The 19,612-nt window shown below is 66.0% G+C and carries 18 protein-coding genes; 13 read left to right on the forward strand and 5 right to left on the reverse strand.

Going from position 1 to position 19,612, the window contains the following annotated elements; genetic code table 11:
- The coding region (locus HBF25_RS21590; RefSeq protein ID WP_208392722.1) for a hypothetical protein at positions 1-451 on the reverse strand (451 nt) is incomplete at its 3' end.
- A gap of 320 nt (positions 452-771) precedes the next feature.
- On the opposite strand from HBF25_RS21590, the gene mobA reads away from it, so the two are divergent.
- Positions 772-1,335, forward strand: a complete 564-nt coding sequence (gene mobA, locus HBF25_RS21595; protein ID WP_166952818.1) for a molybdenum cofactor guanylyltransferase — start codon at positions 772-774, stop codon at positions 1,333-1,335.
- A complete protein-coding gene (locus tag HBF25_RS21600; RefSeq protein ID WP_166952821.1) occupies positions 1,332-1,676 on the forward strand; it encodes a hypothetical protein in 345 nt (114 codons plus the stop codon). The genes mobA and HBF25_RS21600 overlap by 4 nt, the downstream gene beginning before the upstream one ends.
- Positions 1,677-1,754: 78 nt before the next feature.
- On the opposite strand, the gene fdhD is transcribed toward HBF25_RS21600, so the two are convergent.
- Together fdhD and HBF25_RS21610 are read right to left on the reverse strand one after the other, a co-directional pair.
- Positions 1,755-2,582, reverse strand: a complete 828-nt coding sequence (gene fdhD / locus HBF25_RS21605) for a formate dehydrogenase accessory sulfurtransferase FdhD (protein WP_243853372.1) — start codon at positions 2,580-2,582, stop codon at positions 1,755-1,757.
- Positions 2,575-4,905: an FdhF/YdeP family oxidoreductase gene (locus HBF25_RS21610; protein ID WP_166952824.1), complete on the reverse strand. Its 2,331-nt coding sequence runs from the start codon at positions 4,903-4,905 to the stop codon at positions 2,575-2,577. The genes fdhD and HBF25_RS21610 overlap by 8 nt, the downstream gene beginning before the upstream one ends.
- Positions 4,906-5,057: 152 nt before the next feature.
- Between HBF25_RS21610 and HBF25_RS21615 the strand changes: the two genes are divergently transcribed.
- Complete coding sequence (locus tag HBF25_RS21615) at positions 5,058-6,044, forward strand: glycoside hydrolase family 15 protein (protein WP_166952827.1); 987 nt, start codon at positions 5,058-5,060, stop codon at positions 6,042-6,044.
- A 109-nt stretch (positions 6,045-6,153) separates the two neighbouring features.
- Complete coding sequence (locus tag HBF25_RS21620) at positions 6,154-7,032, forward strand: NAD(P)-dependent oxidoreductase (protein WP_166952830.1); 879 nt, start codon at positions 6,154-6,156, stop codon at positions 7,030-7,032.
- Between the two features lie 113 nt (positions 7,033-7,145).
- Here HBF25_RS21620 and dusB read toward each other — a convergent pair whose 3' ends face one another.
- Positions 7,146-8,132, reverse strand: coding sequence for a tRNA dihydrouridine synthase DusB (gene dusB, locus HBF25_RS21625; RefSeq protein WP_166952833.1), 987 nt, complete (start codon positions 8,130-8,132; stop codon positions 7,146-7,148).
- Positions 8,133-8,192: 60 nt separating this feature from the next.
- Between dusB and HBF25_RS21630 the strand changes: the two genes are divergently transcribed.
- The 4 genes from HBF25_RS21630 (at position 8,193) to HBF25_RS22580 (ending at position 12,912) form a co-directional block, all read left to right on the forward strand.
- Positions 8,193-8,627 carry an acetyltransferase gene (locus tag HBF25_RS21630; protein ID WP_166952836.1) on the forward strand — a complete coding sequence of 145 codons (435 nt, stop codon included), beginning with the start codon at positions 8,193-8,195 and terminating at the stop codon, positions 8,625-8,627.
- Between the two features lie 86 nt (positions 8,628-8,713).
- Positions 8,714-9,361, forward strand: coding sequence for a cupredoxin domain-containing protein (locus HBF25_RS21635; protein ID WP_166952839.1), 648 nt, complete (start codon positions 8,714-8,716; stop codon positions 9,359-9,361).
- A gap of 7 nt (positions 9,362-9,368) precedes the next feature.
- Positions 9,369-11,711, forward strand: a complete 2,343-nt coding sequence (locus HBF25_RS21640) for an EAL domain-containing protein (RefSeq protein ID WP_166952842.1) — start codon at positions 9,369-9,371, stop codon at positions 11,709-11,711.
- A 46-nt stretch (positions 11,712-11,757) separates the two neighbouring features.
- Entirely contained in the window at positions 11,758-12,912 is a 1,155-nt protein-coding gene (locus tag HBF25_RS22580; protein ID WP_166952845.1) for a diguanylate cyclase domain-containing protein, read from the forward strand.
- Positions 12,913-12,921: 9 nt separating this feature from the next.
- Here the strand turns inward: HBF25_RS22580 and HBF25_RS21650 are convergent, their stop codons facing one another.
- On the reverse strand, positions 12,922-13,176 hold the full coding sequence (locus HBF25_RS21650) for a CsbD family protein (protein WP_166952847.1): 255 nt from the start codon (positions 13,174-13,176) through the stop codon (positions 12,922-12,924).
- A gap of 142 nt (positions 13,177-13,318) precedes the next feature.
- On the opposite strand from HBF25_RS21650, the gene HBF25_RS21655 reads away from it, so the two are divergent.
- From HBF25_RS21655 to HBF25_RS21675, 5 genes are read left to right on the forward strand one after another with little or no spacing between them, the layout of a single operon-like run.
- The gene (locus HBF25_RS21655) at positions 13,319-15,916 is read left to right on the forward strand and encodes a glycoside hydrolase family 31 protein (RefSeq protein WP_166952850.1); all 2,598 of its coding nucleotides are present in this window, start codon (positions 13,319-13,321) and stop codon (positions 15,914-15,916) included.
- A 1-nt stretch (position 15,917) separates the two neighbouring features.
- Entirely contained in the window at positions 15,918-16,823 is a 906-nt protein-coding gene (gene osmF / locus HBF25_RS21660; protein WP_166952815.1) for a glycine betaine ABC transporter substrate-binding protein OsmF, read from the forward strand.
- Positions 16,820-17,947: an ABC transporter permease gene (locus tag HBF25_RS21665; RefSeq protein ID WP_166952853.1), complete on the forward strand. Its 1,128-nt coding sequence runs from the start codon at positions 16,820-16,822 to the stop codon at positions 17,945-17,947. The genes osmF and HBF25_RS21665 overlap by 4 nt, the downstream gene beginning before the upstream one ends.
- Complete coding sequence (locus HBF25_RS21670) at positions 17,944-18,873, forward strand: ABC transporter ATP-binding protein (RefSeq protein ID WP_166952857.1); 930 nt, start codon at positions 17,944-17,946, stop codon at positions 18,871-18,873. The genes HBF25_RS21665 and HBF25_RS21670 overlap by 4 nt, the downstream gene beginning before the upstream one ends.
- Positions 18,874-18,878: 5 nt before the next feature.
- Positions 18,879-19,580, forward strand: coding sequence for an ABC transporter permease (locus HBF25_RS21675; protein ID WP_208392723.1), 702 nt, complete (start codon positions 18,879-18,881; stop codon positions 19,578-19,580).
- Positions 19,581-19,612 lie beyond the last annotated feature (32 nt).

The raw sequence follows: 19,612 nt of genomic DNA on the forward strand, positions 1-19,612 counted from the left end.
CGTCGGTCGTAAATTTCTGCGGCACCCAGATCTGGCTGTCACCCTGCTTCTTGAGGGTTTCCACGCGGCCGTCGGTGCGTTCGACCGTCATGGTCGTGTTGTTGTCCGTCCAGGTGATTTTCACGGCGGCGTTCTTGAAGGTTGCACCCTTCTTGACGTCGATCACCTCACCGGTATGCAGGGTGAGGTCGTCGTTCTTCTCGTACCAGGTGGTGACGGCAAATGACCAGCCATCGCCGAGGGCGGCCATGTTGTTCACCACAGGGGAGTAGTACAGGCTCAGGTCCATGACCGGGCCCTGTCCGGCATTGCCGGTGATCTTTTGCAGTGGCACCAGTGCCTCGAACAAGCCCGTCCGTGGGTCGACATGCGTGCGCTTCTGCGTGGTGGTGTTGAAGATGGCGTCGTTCTGGCTATCGCAGGGGTCCGTGCCCATCGCATTGTGGTCCATGTCGCTCTCCTGTGCGCTGCGGATGTGGGGTTCGGGAGGCGCGCGTCGACGCGCTGGCGAGCAGCGTGCCCCGTGGGATGGGGTGGCGATATAGGGCGTCCGTTGTAGGCGCGAATAGGCAGAAACGGTCGGGAGGATGCGAGGTATCGGTTTCTGCGCGAGATTCCTGCATGTGTAGGAGCGCGCCTTGCGCGCGACCGGACGAAGCGAAGGAATGGAGATGATCGCGAACGATGAGCGTGAGGCGTGATCGCAAAAACCGGTCGCGCGCAAGGCGCGCTCCTACACAAGCAGGTGGTCGCGCGCGCTATCCTTCCCCCATGCCCAACCGCCAAGCCACCGCCCTGCAACCCCTGACTGGCGGCCTCATCCTCGCAGGCGGCCGCTCCTCCCGCATGGGCCACGACAAGGCCCTGCTGAAAATCGACGGCACCACCTTGCTGAATCGCACGTCCCAGGTACTCCGTGACGCCGGTGCCGACCTGGTCGTGGTCAGCGGTTCTCGCCCGGGCGGCATTCCCGATCACTTCGATAACGCCGGCCCCCTCGGCGGCATCGCCAGCGCCGCGCCTTTCCTCCCCGATGGCCGTTGGCTCGTGGTCCCGGTGGACATGCCGGGATTGTGCGTATCCGTCCTGCGTCCCTTGCTGGAATGCGCGGGGGCGGCCGCCAACTGGCAGGGCCATCCGCTGCCCTTCGTCCTTGATCTCGACGATGAGGTGAGGGCGCTTGTGGAGCAGTTGATGGAACGACCGTCATCCGAACGATCCCCAGGCACCCTTCTCTCGTGCCTGAAGGCAACGCACCTGCCGCTCGACACACTGGACACACGGTGGCTGGTCAACTGCAATACACCGGACGAATGGCGCGAGGCGAACACATGAGGGTGCAGCTGGAAAACGACACGATCCGGGTGCGGATCAATGAAGACGAACTGATCGAGCTGCTCGACAACGTGGCGCTGCTCGGCTCCACCGCCTTCGGCAAGGCGTTCACTATGCGCTATGCCATCGATGCGACGGAGCGGGATGCCTGCGTGCTGGCTGGCACGGCGCATGAGTGGAGGCTGGAGGTGCCGCGCGTGCAGTTATTGGCCCTGAGGGAGCGGCTGCCCAGCAAGGATGGGCTGGTGTTCGATATTCCCGGGCTGAACACGGCGGCGACGAAGGTACTGTTCGACGTGGATGTGAAAGACAGCCTCCGCCGCCGCAATAACACCTTGTAGGAGCGCTCCTTGCGCGCGACCGGTTGTCGCGAGACCCTTCAACGCATTCGCACCGCCGGTCGCGCGCAAGGCGCGCTCCTACAGGGGGCTGTGCGCGGGCTGGATTCTTTGGGGATGCGAATACACGTTGAACCGCCCGGGCCGCGCGAACCCTGCCAGCGTCACGCCACAACGTTTGGCCAGCTGCACGGCCAGCGCCGTCGGCGCTGAGATCGCCACCAGTGTGGTGATCCCCGCCGTCGCGGCCTTGGTCACCATTTCATAGCTGGCGCGGCTGGTGATCAGGGCGAAGCCTGCCTGCGGATCAACGTTGGCAACGAGCATCGCCCCAATAAGCTTGTCGAGCGCGTTGTGGCGGCCGACGTCTTCACGGATCAGCGTGATGTTGCCCCCGGTATCGAACCATGCCGCGGCGTGCACGGCACCCGTGACGGTGTTGAGGTGCTGGTGCGGGCCGATGGACTGTAGGGCCTGCTGGATCGTGGTCGGATGCAGGACAGGGCCGGTGCCTACGTTCGGCGGCTGACGGATCACGTCTTCCAGGTCGCGGGTGCCGCAGATGCCGCAGGCGGTGCGGGAGGGGAGGGTACGTGCCGGCTGGTCGCGCGCCAGGCGCGCTCCTGCACGGGATTCGATGTTGACCTTGATGCCTTCCAGCAGGTGTTCGACGGTGAGGGCGGCGATGTCGTCGGCGGAGCAAAGCAGGCCTTCGGTCAGTGCGAAGCCTCGCGCGAAGTCCTCGATATCCAGTGGGGAAGCCATCATCACGGCGAAACTGTCACCATCGAGGTGGATGGCGACCGGAACTTCTTCGGCTAACCGGTCGGTGGCGTCCGTGCCGTGACCGGCCTCGTAACGCCACATGGTGCGTGTCGCGCAGCCGGACAGCGGCGGGCCGTCATGCATGCGATGGCTTCCTGCGCGTGTTGCTGGCAGGAAGCGTCGAGGCGACGATGCGTACCGGCACCGACTTGTAGGTGGGCGTGCCGGATGCCGCGTCGTGGTTTTCCAGCGAGATGAGCGCATTGCCTTCGGGGTAGTACATCGCCACGGAACCTTCGGCGATGTCGTATGCAACGGCCGTGAATCCACGCACCACGCGTTCGCGGCCATCGGCGACGTTTGCACCCGTGGCATGGATGTCGATGCGATCACCGTGCGCCAGGCCCCGTGCAGCCAGGTCACTGGCGTGCATGAAGACGACGTCGCGTCGTCCGCTCACGCCACGATAGCGATCGTTGAGTCCGTAGATGGTGGTGTTGTACTGGTCGTGCGAGCGCAGGGTGGTGAGCACCAGGATGTCCTGGTCCGTGGCGTCGTCTTCGTTCAGGCCCGCCGCCAGCAGGAAATGCGCCCGCTTCTCCGGCGTGGCCCAGTCGCGTTCGCTGGCGGCGACACGCAGGCGGAATCCACCCGGTACGTTCACGCGCTGGTTGAAGTCGTAGAAGATGGGGAACACCTTCTCGATATCGTCGCGGATCAGGTTGTAGTCACCGACCAGTCGGTCCCAGTCCACCTTTGTCGCCGGCAGGGTGGCCTTGGCGATGCCGGCCACGATCCAGGGTTCGGAGCGCAGATGCTCCGAAGCCGGTGTCAGCGAGCCCATCGAGGCATGCACCATCGACATGGAATCCTCGACGGTCACCGCCTGCGGTCCCGTCGCCTGCTCGTCAAGCTCCGTGCGGCCCAGGCACGGGAGGATGAAGGATTCCTTCGCCAGGAGCAGATGAGAGCGGTTGAGCTTCGTGGCGATGTGCACGGCAAGATCGAGTTTGCGCATCGCTCCGAAGGTTTCATCGGTATCGGGCATCGCCACGGCGAGATTGCCACCCAGGGCGATCATGGCCTTCGAACGACCTTCGCGAATGGCGAGCACGGCCGCAACGGCATCGTGACCGTGTTCGGTGGGCGGCTCGAACCCATAAGTGCGGCGGATACCGTCGTTCAGTTCCGCATTGGGCTTCTCGGTGATGCCCACGGTGCGATCGCCCTGCACGTTGCTGTGTCCGCGCAAGGGGCATATGCCGGCACCGGGACGGCCGATGTTGCCGCGAAGCAGGAGCAGGTTGGCGATCTGCTGTACGTTTTCCGTGCCGTGCTTGTGCTGGGTGATGCCCATGCCGTAGCAGATGATGACGTTGTTCGCCTTCGCATAGATGTCGGCGGCCGTTTCGATCTGTTCCTGCGTGAGGCCGGACTTGCGCTCGATATCCGCCCACGACGTGCCGAGCACGTCGGCGGCGAGTGCGTCGTAGCCCAGCGTGTTGTCCCGGATGAATTCGTGATCGAGCACGGGAGGCTCGCCGAGGGTGAGCGCAATGGCGTCCGTCTCGATCAGGGTCTTCATCATGCCCTTGAGCACGGCCACGTCGCCGCCGATCTTCACCTTGTAATAGGTGGAGGCGATGCGCACCGAGCGTCCGGTCAGCATCTCGGTGGGATGCTGCGGCGAGGTGAACCGTTCCAGCCCGCGCTCGGGCATCGGGTTCAGCACCACGATGGGCACGCCGCGCAGCGAGGCTTCGCGCAGGGTGGAAAGCATGCGCGGATGATTGGTGCCGGGGTTGTGGCCGATGCAGAAGATCGCATCGCATTGCTCGAAGTCGTCCAGCGTCACGGTGCCCTTGCCGGAACCCACCGACTTCGGCAGGCCCACGCTGGTGGCCTCGTGGCACATGTTGGAGCAGTCCGGGAAGTTGTTGGTGCCGTATTCGCGGACGAACAGCTGATACAGGAAGGCCGCTTCGTTGGAGGCACGTCCCGAGGTATAGAACTCCGCCATGTCCGGATCGGGCAGGGCACGCAGTGCCGCGCCGATGCGCTGGAAGGCCTCGTCCCAGCCGATGGGCCGGAAGGTGTCGCTGTCACGGTCGTAGGCCATGGGGTGGGTAAGCCGCCCCAGCCCCTCCAGGGTGTAGTCGGTCAGCTTCCATAGATCGCTGACGGTGTTCTTTGCGAAGAACTCGGGCTTCACGCGCTTGGCGGTCGCTTCCCAGGACACGGCCTTGGCGCCGTTCTCGCAGAATTCGAAGGAGGAGGTTTCCTTCGGATCGGGCCATGCGCAGCCGGGGCAGTCGAACCCGTGCGGCTGGTTGACCTTGTGCAGGGCGATGGACTCCCGGGCGATCGCCATCTGGCCGCTGAGGGCGCGGGCCACGGCGCCCAGGGCCCCCCAGCCGCCGGCGGGGGCGTCGTATTCCTCGATACCGGGGACTTCTTTCTCGCTCATGGCGGGCGCTCGGTCGGTCGTCGGAAAGCTGATTCTACGCCGCGCGCCGTGAGCATGAAGTCGGCCCACGGGTTCTTTCACACCTCCTTGGCGGCCGCTCGGCCAACCTCCGCGCGCTCGCGCCCCTCCCCAGGCGCCCGGAACGACCCACGGTGAACCTGTCCAAGCTCGAGGCCGTATCGCACGGCCAGCCGCCGTCGCGCGGCCTGCCACTCGGTGACCTGCGTGGTTTTGCGCGGGTCCGCGCCGATGCGGCCCTGGCCTGTCTCGCCATCGATCGCGAGGCGGGATTGCTGCGTCCATCACACGACGAGCGCGACCTGCTGAGCCTGCATGTCGATGGCGAGGTGGAATGGCAGCAGGCTTATGTGCCAGGCACCAACGTGCTGGAGACCACGGGACGTCGCGAGGGAGCGGAGCTGCGTGTGGCGGATTTCATGCCGCTGACGGAATCACGGTCGGGCCAGCCGCTACCGAAGGGCCGCTTCGTCCGTATCGTGACCTGCACCGAAGGCGATATCGCATTCCGCCTGGTGTGCGCCGCAGGGATCGAAGGTCGTCCCGCGACGTCTGCACGAACCACGCAGGGCTGGTACGTTGCCTGCTCGCAACCGATGGGCGTGGGCGCCGACGTGGCTGCGACGAAGGTTCGCCTGGGCGAGGGCGAGAGTCTTGTGCTCGTGATATCCAACGAAGCGGTGCAGGGCGGTGAAACCCTGCTGGCCGATGCGTTGCATGGTCTTGGCGATACGATCCACTACTGGAGCTGGTGGAGCGATCGCTGCCGCTACCGGGGCGAGGATGCGGAGGCGAAGCTGCGTGAGGCGCTGTCGATCAAGGCGGCCTGTGGAGAGGCTGGCATGCTGGTGGAAGATCCCGGGGTCCGTTCGTTTGCTCCGGCCCCGTTGGGCGACGTAGCCCGGGCGGCGGCCTTGTTCCTGGAACTGGGCTATCGCAGCGAATGCGCCAGCCTGCTGGCACAGGTCGCGCAGGCGAGCCACGCGGATGCCTTTGGCCGCCGTCCGTCGGACGAGATGTTCTACGACACGGTGCGTGCCTACACGGAGCGTTACGGACGCGCGGCCTTGCCATCCTGTGTCGCGTTGCCGGACGACACGCCGACGCGGATGGCCCGGTAAGCGCGGTGCATTGTTGACGCAAAGGCATGACACATATGCCGTCCAGGCCATCGCAGCGGCATAGGGAAGGCGTCACCATGGGCGGCGGTCAACTTGCGGAGTAGCGACAATGAAAGTGACATTCCTTGGATTGGGTGGCATGGGCCGGCGCATGTGCGCCCGGCTGATCGCCGCGGGCCACGAGGTGACGGTCTGGAACCGCACCCGTAACGACGAGATCGATGCTTCGGTACGTGGAGCGGCCTGGGCCGCTACGCCGCGCGATGCGGTCAAGGGCGCGGAATACGTCATCGCGATGCTGTCCGATGACGTGGTGTCGAAACATGTCTGGATGGATGCATCCGACGGTGCGCTTCATGGCATCGCATCCGACACCATTGCGATCGATAGCTCGACGCTCTCACCTGCCTGGATTCGTGAGCTTGGCGAAGCGGCGGCCGCACGGCATGTCCGCTTCATCGAAGCACCGGTCTCCGGCAGCCTGCCCCAGGCCGAGGCAGGGCAGCTGGTGTACCTCGTCGGCGGTGACGAAGAGACCTGCGCGGCCACGGCCCCGTTGCTCCTGCACATGGGTTCCACGGTGAAACGGGTGGGCCCGCTGGGCTGTGGTGCGCTGACGAAGCTGGCGACGAACACCATGCTCGGCGTGCAGGTGACGGCGCTGGCGGAAATCAGCGGCATGCTGTCGAAGGCCGGTGTGGATGCGGCCCCCATTTTCGACGCCATGGCCGCCACGCCGGTATGGAGCGTCATCGCCGGGCGCATCATGGCGTCCATCACGGCGGGTGACTTCAAGCCGATGTTTCCGGTCAGACTGATCGACAAGGATTTCAACTACACCGTAGCCGAATGCGGATCGGCGTCCGATGCGCCGACGATTGCCGCGGCCCGCGACGTGTTTGATCGTGCATTGGCCGAAGGCATGGGCGATCTGCACATGACGGCGGTGGTGAAGTTGTTTGCAGAGATTCCGTCGGCCGGTAAATAACCTGCACCCTGCTTTTGTAGGAGCGCGCCTTGCGCGCGACCGGTTATCGCGGAACGAAGATGTTTCTGCCACGCCTGTCGCGCGCAAGGCGCGCTCCTACAGGTGACGGGCGGTCAGGCGGCCAGGGACACGCCCGCCGCGAGGGCGTCGAAGTACTCGCGCGTGAGGCGTAACTGGGTGGCCGCGTCTTCGGCGCGGTTCACCACATGGCGGAAGGCCGCGTTTTCAGGGCGGTCTTTCGCATACCAGCCCAGGTGCTTGCGCGCGATGCGCACGCCCATCACCTCGCCGTAGAACGCGTAAAGGTGTTCGAGGTGGCCGACGAGGATGTCGCACACCTCGGTGGCCGTGGGTTCCGCGAGGTAACCACCGGTTTCCAGGTGATGCGCGATCTCGCGGAAGATCCACGGTCGCCCCTGCGCACCACGGCCGATCATCACCGCATCGGCACCGGTGGCGGCGAGCACTTCGCGCGCCTTGGCCGGCGTGGTGATATCGCCGTTGGCGAGCACGGGAATGCCGATGCTGGCCTTCACGGCAGCGATGGTCTCGTATTCGGCGTCGCCTTCGTATTTATCGGCCCGCGTGCGGCCATGCATGGCAAGGGCGGCGATACCGGCGTCTTCCGCGATGCGCGCGATGGTGAGGGCGTTGCGGTGGTCGCGGTCCCAGCCGGTGCGGATCTTCAATGTCACCGGGATATCCACCGCGGCGACCACGGCTTTGAGGATGCGCGCCACCAGCGGTTCGTCCTGCAACAGGGCAGAGCCCGACCACACGTTGCACACCTTCTTCGCCGGGCATCCCATGTTGATGTCCACGATCTGCGCACCGTTGTCGGCGTTGTAACGGGCGGCTTCGGCGAGCATGCCCGGGTCGTAGCCGGCGATCTGCACGCTGACCGGTTCCGGTTCGCCGTCGTGGTCCATGCGCCGCAGCGATTTGCGTGTGTTCCACAGGCGCGGATCGGCGGTGGTCATCTCTGACACGGCAAGGCCAGCCCCCATGCGCTTGCACAGCAGGCGGAAGGGCTTGTCGGTGACACCGGCCATGGGCGCGAGGACCACGGCCGGCGCGATATCGTAGGGACCAATGCGCATGAAAGGCATTTTACGTCAGTGGAGATCGCAAGATCCTTCGATGAGGTTATATTCCCGGGAATGAATATCCGACCCTATACCCCCGCCGACCGCGACGTGCTGCTGGATATCTGGCTCCGCTCCGTCCGCGCCACCCACCATTTCCTCTCCGAGGCCGATATCGAGGGGCTGATTCCCGCCGTGCGCGATGGCGCGCTGCCGATGCTCGAGGTCTGGGTGCTCACCACCGCCGAGGGCCAGCCGCTGGGCTTCATGGGCCTGGATGGCAGCAAGCTGGAAGCGCTGTTTCTTGATCCGGAGCACGCCGGCCAGGGCGGCGGCTCGCGGCTGCTGGCCCACGCGCGTGGCCTGAAGGGTGCGCTTACCGTCGATGTGAACGAGCAGAACCCGGATGCGCTGGGTTTTTATCGCGCCCGTGGTTTCACGGTGGGTGGTCGCTCGGAAACCGATGGCGAGGGACGTCCGTTCCCCCTGCTGCATCTGGTCGAAGCGTAAGAAGCCGGGTTTCCTGCCGGAAATTACGGCCAAGATCGGGATCTGCCGACTAGGCTAGGCTACGCGCCCCATCAGCGAGGTAGCCCATGCGCAGCCTGTTCGCCGTCGCGACGTCGTTCGCGCTTTCCGCGTCCCTGGCGCAGGCCGGGACGGTCCGCGTCGAGGTCGTCGATGTCGATGGCCACCCGGTACCGGATGCCGTGGTCAGCCTCAGCCCGGACGGCGACAAGCCGGCCCGGGCCATCCGCCCGGTCACCCGCTACGTGGATCAGAAGGACCAGACCTTCAACCCCTACGTCACGGCCATGCATCCGGGTGACAGCGTGGTCTTCCGCAACAGCGACGAGATCGACCACCAGGTCTATTCGTTTTCCGACATCGCCCGCTTCGAGTTCGTGCTGGACACGGGTGAATCGTCCAAGCCACTCAAAGTGGACAAGACCGGGGTGGCCGCCGTGGGCTGCAATATCCACGACCGCATGCTCACCTACCTGTACGTGACCAAGGACCCCGACCTCGTCGTGACCGACGCCCGGGGCCAAGCCCATATGGACGGCGTTCCCGCCGGCCACTACATGGCGCACGCCTGGCATCCGCAGCTGCGTCCGGCCATCACCCTGCCGATCCAGGACCTGACCGTCGCCGGGAATGGCGACACGGTGTTGCGATTCGTGGTGGCGCCCCTCCTGCCCGACCCCCGTACTGCGATGGATCGCACCCACCCGGGCATGTGACGGTTTCGTGCGGCTCCCCGGCTTCCGTACGCGGCTGGCGATGTTCTTCGTCGCCGCCCTGATCCTCGTCCAGGGCCTCACCGCCGGACTGGCCTACGAGGTGGCACGCCGGCACCTGCTGATGCAGGGGGGCGACCAGCTCACGGCGAATGCGGAAGCCTTCGTCGCGCAGATGAACGACCTGTCCGGGCGCGTGGCGTCCGGCGTGCAGATCATGTCGCTCGATTACGCCCTGCGTTCGGCCATCGGCACGCGCGACCGCGGCACCATCGTGTCGGTGCTGCGCAACCATGGCAGTCGTGTCGGCGCGGCGCGCATGCAGCTGATCGGCCTGGATGGCCGCGTGCAGATCGACTCCACGACATCGGCGGGCGACGGCCAGCCATTCGCCTTCCCTGACCTGGTGTCGGGAGCGTACGACGGGCATGCCGCCGCCGTGGTGGTGATGAACGGCAAGGCGTTCTGGGTCGTGGTGGTGCCGGTGTATGCCCCACAGCCCGTGGGCCTGGTGGCGGCAAGCATTCCGCTGGACGATGCGCTGGTGGCGCATATGCAGCGGCTTTCCGCACTCCCGCGCGACGTCGAGCTGGTGTCGCGCGATGGTGCGCATGGTTACCGGGTCATCGCCCATGGTGATTCGCTGCCGGAGCTGACCGCGAGTTTCGCGGAGCGTGGCGAAGGCCTGCCCGGTGCACCCACCCTCACGCACATGAACGGCCGCGAATACATTGCGCTGGCCCAGCCCTTGAAACAGCCGCGCGGCAGCGGCGACGTACTCGCGGTGATGGGTTACTCGCTGGATGACGCGATGCGTCCTTACAAGGCCATCTGGAGTGCGTGGCTGGGGCTGCTGGCGCTCGGGCTGGCGGGCGGTCTGGTGGCGTCGTGGCTGGTGGCGCGCGGCGTGTCGCGTCCGCTGGAAGCGCTGGCCGAAGCGGCCCGGCGCATTGCCGGTGGCGACTACCAGGATGCTCCGCCGGTCAGTCGCAAGGACGAGATCGGTGATCTGTCCCGGGCGTTCCGCACCATGGGCGAGGCCGTGCGTGAGCGCGAACGGCGCATCCGCCATCAGGCCATGCACGATCCGGTAACTGGCCTGCCCAATCGCGCCGCCGCCGAAGATGCGATCGATACCGACCTGGGCATGCAGCCGGATCGCGGCGGCGCGCTGCTCATGGTGGGGGTGACCCGGCTCACCGATATCGTGAAGACCCTGGGCCACGCGCTGGCCGATCGCCTCATGGACGACGCAGGCCGCCGCGTGGGTACCATCGCAGGCAGGCATCTCGTGGCGCGGGTGACCGATACGCAGTTCGCCATCTGGTTACGTGGCGGTGACGTCAGCGCGGCCGCGATCATGGCGCGACGAGTGATGGACGCATTGGCCGAGCCCTACCAGGAAGCGCAGATTTCCATGGACATGGGGCCTGCGGTCGGCATCGCGCTGGCGCCGTCGCACGGCGACCGCGCGGCGGCGCTGCTGCGGCGTGCCGAGGTCGCGGAATTTGCGGCCATCGGCTCGTCCGCCGGCGTGGAGGTCTACGACCCATGCACCGATCCGCACCGGCCCGAACGCCTGTCGCTGATGAGCGAGCTGCGCGATGCCATCGACGGCGATGCGCTGGAACTGTGGTTCCAGCCCAAGCGTCATCTTGCCGACGGCAGCATCGATGCGGCGGAAGCGCTGGTGCGCTGGCACCGGCCCGGTCACGGCATGGTGCCGCCGGACCAGTTCATCGGCGTCGCGGAGGAAACCGGCAATATCGGCCGCCTGACGCGCTGGGTGCTGGCACGGGGAATCGCCTCGGCGGCACGGCTGCATCATGAAGGCCGTCCGCTCAAGGTCTGGCTGAACCTCTCTGCCCGCGACATCGGTGATATCGGCCTGCCGGATCGCGTCGCGGAACTGCTGTCGATGCATGGGCTTCCCGCCCGTGCCATCGCACTGGAAGTGACCGAAAGCGCGGTGATCGGCGAACCGGAGGCAGCGCTCGGCGTGCTGCGCCGCTTCGCCGACATGGGTATCGACGTGGCCATCGACGATTTCGGCATCGGCCAGACCTCATTCGCCTACCTGCGTCGCCTTCCGGTCAGCGAGCTGAAGATCGACCGCATGTTTGTCCGCCAGCTGGCCACCGATGCCAGCGACCGCACCATCGTGCGTTCACTGGTGGAGCTGGGCCAGCGCCTCGGCTTCCGGGTGACGGCCGAGGGCGTGGAAGACGGAGGCAGTCTCGACTATCTGGTGGGTGTCGGTTGCGACCATGCCCAGGGTTATTTCATCGGCCGGCCGATGCCGTTTGCCGATCTTTGCGATTTCTACGATGCGCAGACCGTGGCGTCGGCCTGAACGGGGCGTAGGATGTGCGCCAACGTCGATCGGGTCGGGGGCGCGGGTGGAGCAGGATCAGTGGGAGCGGAAATACCATCTCGCGCTGGAACGGATGGAGCGCGACGAGCACGACTTCCGCCAGGTGGAGGAAGGCCTGCGTCGCCTCGCATTGCGCCTCGCCCTGCTGGCGCGGGGCCAGAGTCCCGATGCCGATGCATTGCTCGACCGCCTGACGGGCAGCCTGCACTCGGCCCAGTCGGTCGATGTCATCGAACCGTTGCTGGATGACCTGAGCGCAGCCGTCGCCGCCCTGGACGTTCCCCATGTCGCGGGCGATACCGATACGGTAGAGGCCCTGCGTGAAGATATCGCCCGACTCCAGGATCTGCTGGCGGAAGTCGGTGCGCGGCTCGGCGACGTCACCCGTTTCCTGACGGGAGGGATGCGCGAGGCAGAGGAAGGTGAGAACCAGACCCGTACGCTGGATGCCCGCGTCCACATCGAAATGCGCCTGCTCGAAGAGCAGGTAAGTGCCGCCACCGACCTGGCCGGGCTGCGAGCCCAGGTCAGCGAACGACTGTCCATGATCGACATCCATTTCCGCGAGCATCGCGAGCGCGAGGATGCGCGACTGACGGCCTACCGCGACCGGGCGCGGCGCATGCGGCATCGCGTGGAAGAACTGGAAACCCAGGCGAGCACCCTGCAGGACTCCCTGCGTCGCGAACACGAAAGGGCGCTCACCGATCCGCTGACGGAACTGCCGAACCGGCTGGCCTGGGAACGGCGTATGGGCGATGTGGAGCGCGAGGTGCGCCAGGGCGGCAAGGCCTGCGTCGCCGCTTTCGATATCGATCACTTCAAGGCCATCAACGACACCTACGGTCACGCGGCGGGCGACGCCGTGCTGCGCATTGTCGGGCGCACGCTCACGCAGGCGCTGGGTGAAGACAGCTTCGTGGCCCGTTACGGCGGCGAGGAGTTCGTGGTGGTATTTGCCGACCAGGACATCGATGCCGCGCTGGCGGCAGCCGAAGGGCTCTGTGCCACCGTGGCCAGACTGGCCTTCCACGCGGGCGGCAAACCGGTGGCGGTGACGATGTCAGGCGGCATCACGCGCTTTGCCTCGCGCGACACCGCCATCACCGCCTTCGAGCGGGCCGACCAGGCGCTTTACGCGGCCAAGCGCGCCGGGCGCGACCGCTGCCTGGTCGGCTGAGTTGCTCGCTCAGTCGCGGCGAGCCAGCAGCATGCCGACGAGGATGCCCACGCCGAAGCCGCTGAGGATGGCACCGAGCGGACGGTGGGCCACCGCTTCGCGCACGCTTTCCACCGCCTCGCCGGCCTTGGCCTGCACACGACCGGCGGTTTCGCGGACGGCGCCCTCGGCTTCGAGTTCGTGATCGCCCGTAAGGGCACCAGCGGCACGCTGCACACGGCCGCCTACGGTATTGGCCGCACCGCGGATCTGGTCTTCGTTCATGGTCCTCTCCTCGCTTGGGTGACGATCGACAGACGGTGACGGGGCGAGGGTGCACGTCGCGTCAAGCTGGCGCTTTCACCGTGTCGATGCGGCGACGCGTCATAATGGCCCCTTCGTTTGCCACAGGGGTGCTGCCCGACCCATGGAAGCCACGACCGACACGACGCCCCAGGGCGCCGCCGCGCAACCGGAAGCCACCGTGGAACGGGGCGAGGTTCGCTTCACCGTGCTGTCGCCACGCCTGATCCGCCTGGAATGGAGTGCCGACCGGCAGTTCCGCGACGGGCGTACCCAGATCGTCGTCCACCGCGCCGTCGACGTGCCGATGTTCTCGCTGAACGAGGACGACAGCACGCTGGACATCGATACCGGCAATCTCCGCCTGCGCTACCAGAAAGGCACGGGCCGTTTCACGGCCGCGAATCTTGCCATCGACGTGCTTCGTCCCTCGGGTGATCTCACCTGGCATCCCGGCGATGTCCAGAAAGACAACCTCGGCGGCACCTACCGCACCCTCGACCGCTACGAGGGCGATACCTGGCAGGACGGCAGCAAGCTGCCGCTGGAAGAAGGCCTCATCGCGCGAGATGGCTGGCATGTGGTGGACGACACGGAAGGCTTCGGCATCGACGACGAAGGCTGGGTGATACCGCGTCCGCACGGTGAACGCCAGGATCTGTACTTCTTCGGGTATGGCCACGATTACCGTGCGGGCCTCGCCGATTTCGCCGCCATCGCCGGGCCACAGCCCGTACCGCCGCGTTTCGTCTTCGGTTACTGGTGGTCGCGCTACTGGAATTACGCCGACGAAGAACTGCGCACCCTGGGGGCGCGTTTCGAGAAGGAGCGCATTCCGCTCGATGTGCTGGTGCTCGACATGGACTGGCATACCACGCCGGGCCTGTCGCTACGGCCGGGCCACGAACAGCACGACGTGTTCGGCGAGCAGTCCGGCTGGACCGGCTATACCTTCAATCGCAGCCTGTTCCCGGAGCCGGCGGCCTTCATGCGCTGGGCGCACGGACAGAACCTGCGCATCACGCTGAACCTGCATCCTGCCTCGGGCGTGATGCCGCACGAGGAAAAGTACGACGCGATGGCGAAGGTGCTGTCGTGGGATACCTCCACGCGCGAACCCATTCCCTTCGAAGGTGCGTCGCAACCGTACATGCGTGCCCTGTTCGACACGATCCTGCATCCGCTGGAAAGGCAGGGCGTGGATTTCTGGTGGCTCGACTGGCAGCAGTGGCCCGAATCCAGGGCGGTGCCGGGCCTGTCGAACACATGGTGGCTCAACCATGTGTTCTTCACCGAGATGCAGCGCGACGACGACCGGCGCGGGCTGATCTATCACCGCTGGGGTGGCCTGGGTAACCATCGTTATCCCATCGGTTTTTCCGGTGACAGCGTGATCTCGTGGACGTCGCTGGCCTTCCAGCCGCATTTCACGTCGATGGCCTCGAACGTGCTCTACGGTTACTGGAGTCACGACATCGGTGGCCACACGTTCCACAAGCACATACCGCGACCGGAGCGTCACCTCGATCCGGAACTCTATGCACGCTGGATGCAGCTGGGTGTCTTCAGCCCCGTGCTGCGTACGCATTCGGCGAAGGAAGCCAGCCTGCACAAGGAGCCATGGCACTTCGGGCCGCCCTATGGCGACGCGATCTTCGCGGCGATCCGCCTGCGCTACCAGCTGGCGCCGTATATCTACGATGCCGCGCGTGCCGCGTATGACACAGGCACCTCGATCGTCCGGCCGATGTACTACCACTGGCCGGAGCACGAGGAAGCCTATGCGCACCCCGCGCAATACATGTTCGGAGAAGACATCCTCGTCGCACCCGTGACCGTTCCCGTGAGCGAGGATGGCTCGGCCGCCTTCGCCGTCTGGCTGCCGCCGGGCCTGTGGTACAGCCGCGACGGTGCGGAGGCCTATGAGGGCGGACAGGTGCTGGAGCGCAATTACACGCTGGCGGAAATGCCCATCTTCGTGCGGCCCGGCAGCGTGATTCCGCTTTATCCCGAAGGCCTGCGCGATCTCGCCAGCGTGCCCGATACGCTGATTCTCCAGGTGTTTCCCGGTGACGAAGGTCATACGGCGCTCTACGATGACGATGGCCGGAGCCAGGGTTACCAGCGCGGCGAGTTTGCCCGCACGCCGGTCCGCAGCCGTCGTGGCGATCGTGCGCATCGGGTGCATATCGATGCGATGGATGGCCACTATCCCGGCAGGCCGTCGACGCGTGCCTACATCGTGGAGCTGCTGGATGCCGGTATTCCCGAAAGCGTCGAGGTCAACGGCCGGGCGCTGCCATACAGCGCCACCCCTGCACCGGGCTCATGGTTGTTCGACACCGCATCACTGAGCATCCGCATCGACCTGGGCCAGGCGCCTGTCGATCAGGCCCACGATGTGGTGGCGCGTTTTGCGCCGGAGCACGGATTGCCGCGAGGCCTGCTGCATCGCATGCGCCGCGCCGGGCTGGCCGTGGCTTACCTGAAGCAGGTCTGGGGCGATATCTCGGCGTTGCCGGACGATGTCGATCTGGCCGGGCAGGCGGCGCGCGCGCTGGCCTACGCGGTGGAAGAGGGCGACGACGAAGGGCGGGCGGAGCGTTTCACGCAAGCGGTGCGCGCCTTCGAGCAGCGTTTCATTGGCCTGCCTGCGAGCGTGGACGCGACACCGATCGACGAGGCATTCAAGCGGACGTTCGCCGATTTGCTGGGTCGCTGACTTGCGGCGCCTCCTTGTCGCCCTGCTGTGTCTGCTCTGTATAGCCGTCGCCCAGGCGGAGGTACCGGTACGGGTGGGTTCCAAGGCGGACAACGAGGGGGCTGTGCTGGGGCAGATCGTGCTCCAGGTATTGCGCCGCGAAGGGATCCCGGTGACGGATCGCACGCAGCTCGGGCCTACCTCGATCGTGCGACGTGCGCTCGTCAACGGCGATCTCGACGTGTATCCGGAATACACGGGCAATGCAGGTTTCTTCTTCCATCGGGAGGCCGACCCTGCATTCCGGGATGCTGCGCGGGCCTATGCGCTGGCTTCGTCGCTCGACCAGGAGGCAAACCACCTGGTCTGGCTGCACCCCGCGCCAGCCGACAATCACTGGGCCATCGGGGTGCGTGCGGATATCGCAAAGGCCAACCGATTGCGCACGCTGGATGACTTCGCACGCTGGGTGAATGGCAACGGACGCGTCTATCTGGCGGGATCGGCGGAATTCGTGGAAAGCGATGCGGCGTTGCCTGCGTTCCAGGCCGCCTATGGTTTTCGCCTGCGCGGTGACCAACTGCTCGTGCTGGCCGGTGGCGATACCTCCGCCACCATCAAGGCTGCCGCCGAGGGCACGTCGGGGGTGAATGCGAGCATGGTCTATTCCACGGATGGGGCCCTGGCGATGACCGGGCTGGTGGTTCTTGAAGACCCGCGTCACGTCGAGATGGTCTACCAGCCTGCGCCCGTCGTACGCGAACAAGTACTGAAACGGTATCCGGTGATGCGCGATGCACTGGAAAAGGCCTTTCGCCCGCTGACCGTCGAGGTGTTGCAGCATCTCAATGCGCGCACGCAGATCGATGGTGAGGATGCATCGAAGGTGGCCGCCGATTATCTGCGCGGGCAGGGTGCCGGGCCATGACGGACAGCGCCCGTATTGCCCGTTTCCTGCCGGTGGTCATCCTGTGCGCCATCGGTATCGCGGCGGCCGGGCTGCCTTTCCTGCATGTGGCGCCCAATCGATTGCTCAGTGGTGTGCCGCAAAACCCGGATGCGATCGCTCTGCTCGTCGCGTGGTTGCTTGTTGCCGTGGCGGGATGTTCGCGGTTCCGCTGGCTGGCGACAGCCTGCACGGCCGCCATGGTGATCACCTTGCCATGGCTTGCGGGCCACGATGCAACGCGGTTGCTGGAAGGTGCATCGCCCACCACGCGTATCCAGACGGGTGCCGGTTTCTGGACGATGTGGCTTGCCGCCCTGCTGTTGCTGCTGGACCGCATGCGTGGTCTTCGCATCGCCTGGCAGGCCGGTATCTGGGTGGGTGTGGCGTTTGCCCTCGTCCTTGGCGGCATGGCCGGCGCTTTCGATAACGTTGCCGTCATGCGTGAGTATCACGCGCAGCGTGGTGCCTTTCTCGATGCCTTGCAGACTCATCTGGTGTTGTCGCTGATCACCCTTGCGCTTGCCCTCGCGCTGGGTCTGCCGCTGGGCGTATGGGCCTGGCGGGCGAAACGGGCAGGGGGCGTGTTGCTCGGGGTGTTTTCGTTCTTCCAGACCGTGCCCTCCCTGGCGCTGTTCGCCTTGCTGATCGGCCCGTTCGCGTGGCTTGCCCGCCAGTGGTCTGCGCTGGCTTCCCTCGGCTTTGGTGGCACGGGCGCGGCGCCGGCGGTGTTCGCACTGGTGCTTTACGCGTTGCTTCCCGTGTTGCGCTACACCGTCACCGGGCTCGATGCCGCACCGGTGGATGCACGCGAGGCGGCGCGTGGGCTGGGCATGAGCCGCTGGCAGCTGTTGACCCGGGTGCAGGTGCCGCTTGGTCTGCCCGTGTTGCTGGCCGGATTGCGTATCGTGGCGGTGCAGACCGTGGGCCTGGCGGCCGTGGCGTCGCTGATCGGCGCAGGTGGCCTGGGGCGTTTCGTCTTCCTCGGTATCGGACAGGGAGCTACCGATATGGTGTTGCTGGGTACGCTGGCGATCATCGCGCTGGCGCTCGCGATGGACCTGCTTTTCCAGGGATTGCACGCATTGGCGGAGTCGCGTTCATGATCGTCTTCGAAGGCGTGGGTAAGCACTTTGCGGATCGCACGGTGATCGATGCGCTGGACCTTCGCGTGGATGACGGCGAATTCTTCGTGCTGGTGGGGCCTTCAGGCTCGGGCAAGTCCACCCTGCTGCGCATGGTCAACCGACTGGTGACGCCCGACCGCGGACGGGTGCTGGTCGATGGCGACGACATCGCCATGATGGACGTGGAGCAGCTTCGACGCGGTATCGGCTATGCCATCCAGTCGGTGGGCCTGTTTCCCCATCGCACGGTGGCCGAGAACATCGCGACGGTGCCGCGACTGCTCGGCTGGTCGAAGCAGGCCATCGCTTCGCGGGTAGGCGAGTTGCTCCATCTGTTGAAGCTGGATGAACCGGGCATCGGCGATCGTTATCCGCGTACGCTGTCCGGTGGCCAGCAGCAGCGCGTCGGCGTGGCGCGGGCGCTGGCGGCCCGGCCCCGCATCGTCCTGATGGATGAGCCGTTTGGCGCGCTCGATCCTTTGACGCGCGAATCCCTGCAAGCGAGCCTGCGCACGATCCAGCGGGAAACGGCGACGACGATCCTGTTCGTTACGCACGACATGGACGAGGCGTTCGGCCTGGGGGATCGCGTGGGCCTCATGCTCGATGGCCACCTCGTGCAAGTGGGGACACCCCTGCAATTGATTCGTGAGCCCGCCGATGACCGGGTTCGCGAGTTCGTGGGTGGATCGCGTGCGCATCTGCGTGAGCTGGCGATTCGTCCGGTGCGGGAGCGGCTTCGGCATGGAGAAACCGCGGAAGGCGAGGCGGTGGATATCGCTGCCAGCCTTCAGGAGGCGCTGGGCGCGATGCTGGCGCAGGGGCGTGATCGTCTGCCGGTGACGGAAGGCGGCCACGTGGTGGGATCGATTGCACTGGTCGATCTGGTGGACGGGAAACGATGAGGGCGATGCTTCCATTGCTGGGCCTGCTGGCGCTGTTACTGGTGTTGCCGCACGCATCGCCCTGGTTCCACGCGTGGATGCCCGAACTGTCGCATCCGTTGTATACGCGTACGCCATTTCATGTGCTGACGCTTGCGCATCTGGCCCTGGTGCTCGGTGCGACACTGGTGGCGACCGTGCTGGGCCTTTCGCTGGGTATCCTGGCGACGCGACCTGCGGGTCGTTCGCTGTTGCCGACGGTGCGCGCTGTGGCGGTGATCGGCCAGACGTTTCCGCCTGTGGCCGTGCTGGCCATTGCGGTGCCGTTGCTGGGATTTGGCGCGGCGCCGACCTTCGTGGCACTCGTGCTCTACGGCGTGTTGCCCGTATTGGGCCAGACCGTCGCGGGCCTGGATGCGGTATCTCCCGCCGCACTTCACGCCGCCGATGGCATGGGCTACGGCCGCTGGCGTCGCCTGTGGGACGTGGAACTGCCGCTGGCGGCCGGCCCGATCATGGCCGGCATTCGCCTTTCCGCCATCGTGAGCATCGGCACGGCCACGATCGGCTCGGCGGTAGGCGCCACGACGCTGGGCTCGCCCATCGTCGAGGGCCTGGTGGGCAACAACACCGCCTACGTTCTGCAAGGCGCCCTGCTGGTAGGCGCCCTGGCCCTCACCCTCGACGGCATGCTGGCCTGGCTGGAACAAAAACTCCGCCCCTTGTAGGAGCGCGCCTGCGCGCGACCGGTTGTCGCGAA

It is taken from the genome of Luteibacter anthropi, from assembly GCF_011759365.1.
Lineage (GTDB): Bacteria > Pseudomonadota > Gammaproteobacteria > Xanthomonadales > Rhodanobacteraceae > Luteibacter > Luteibacter anthropi.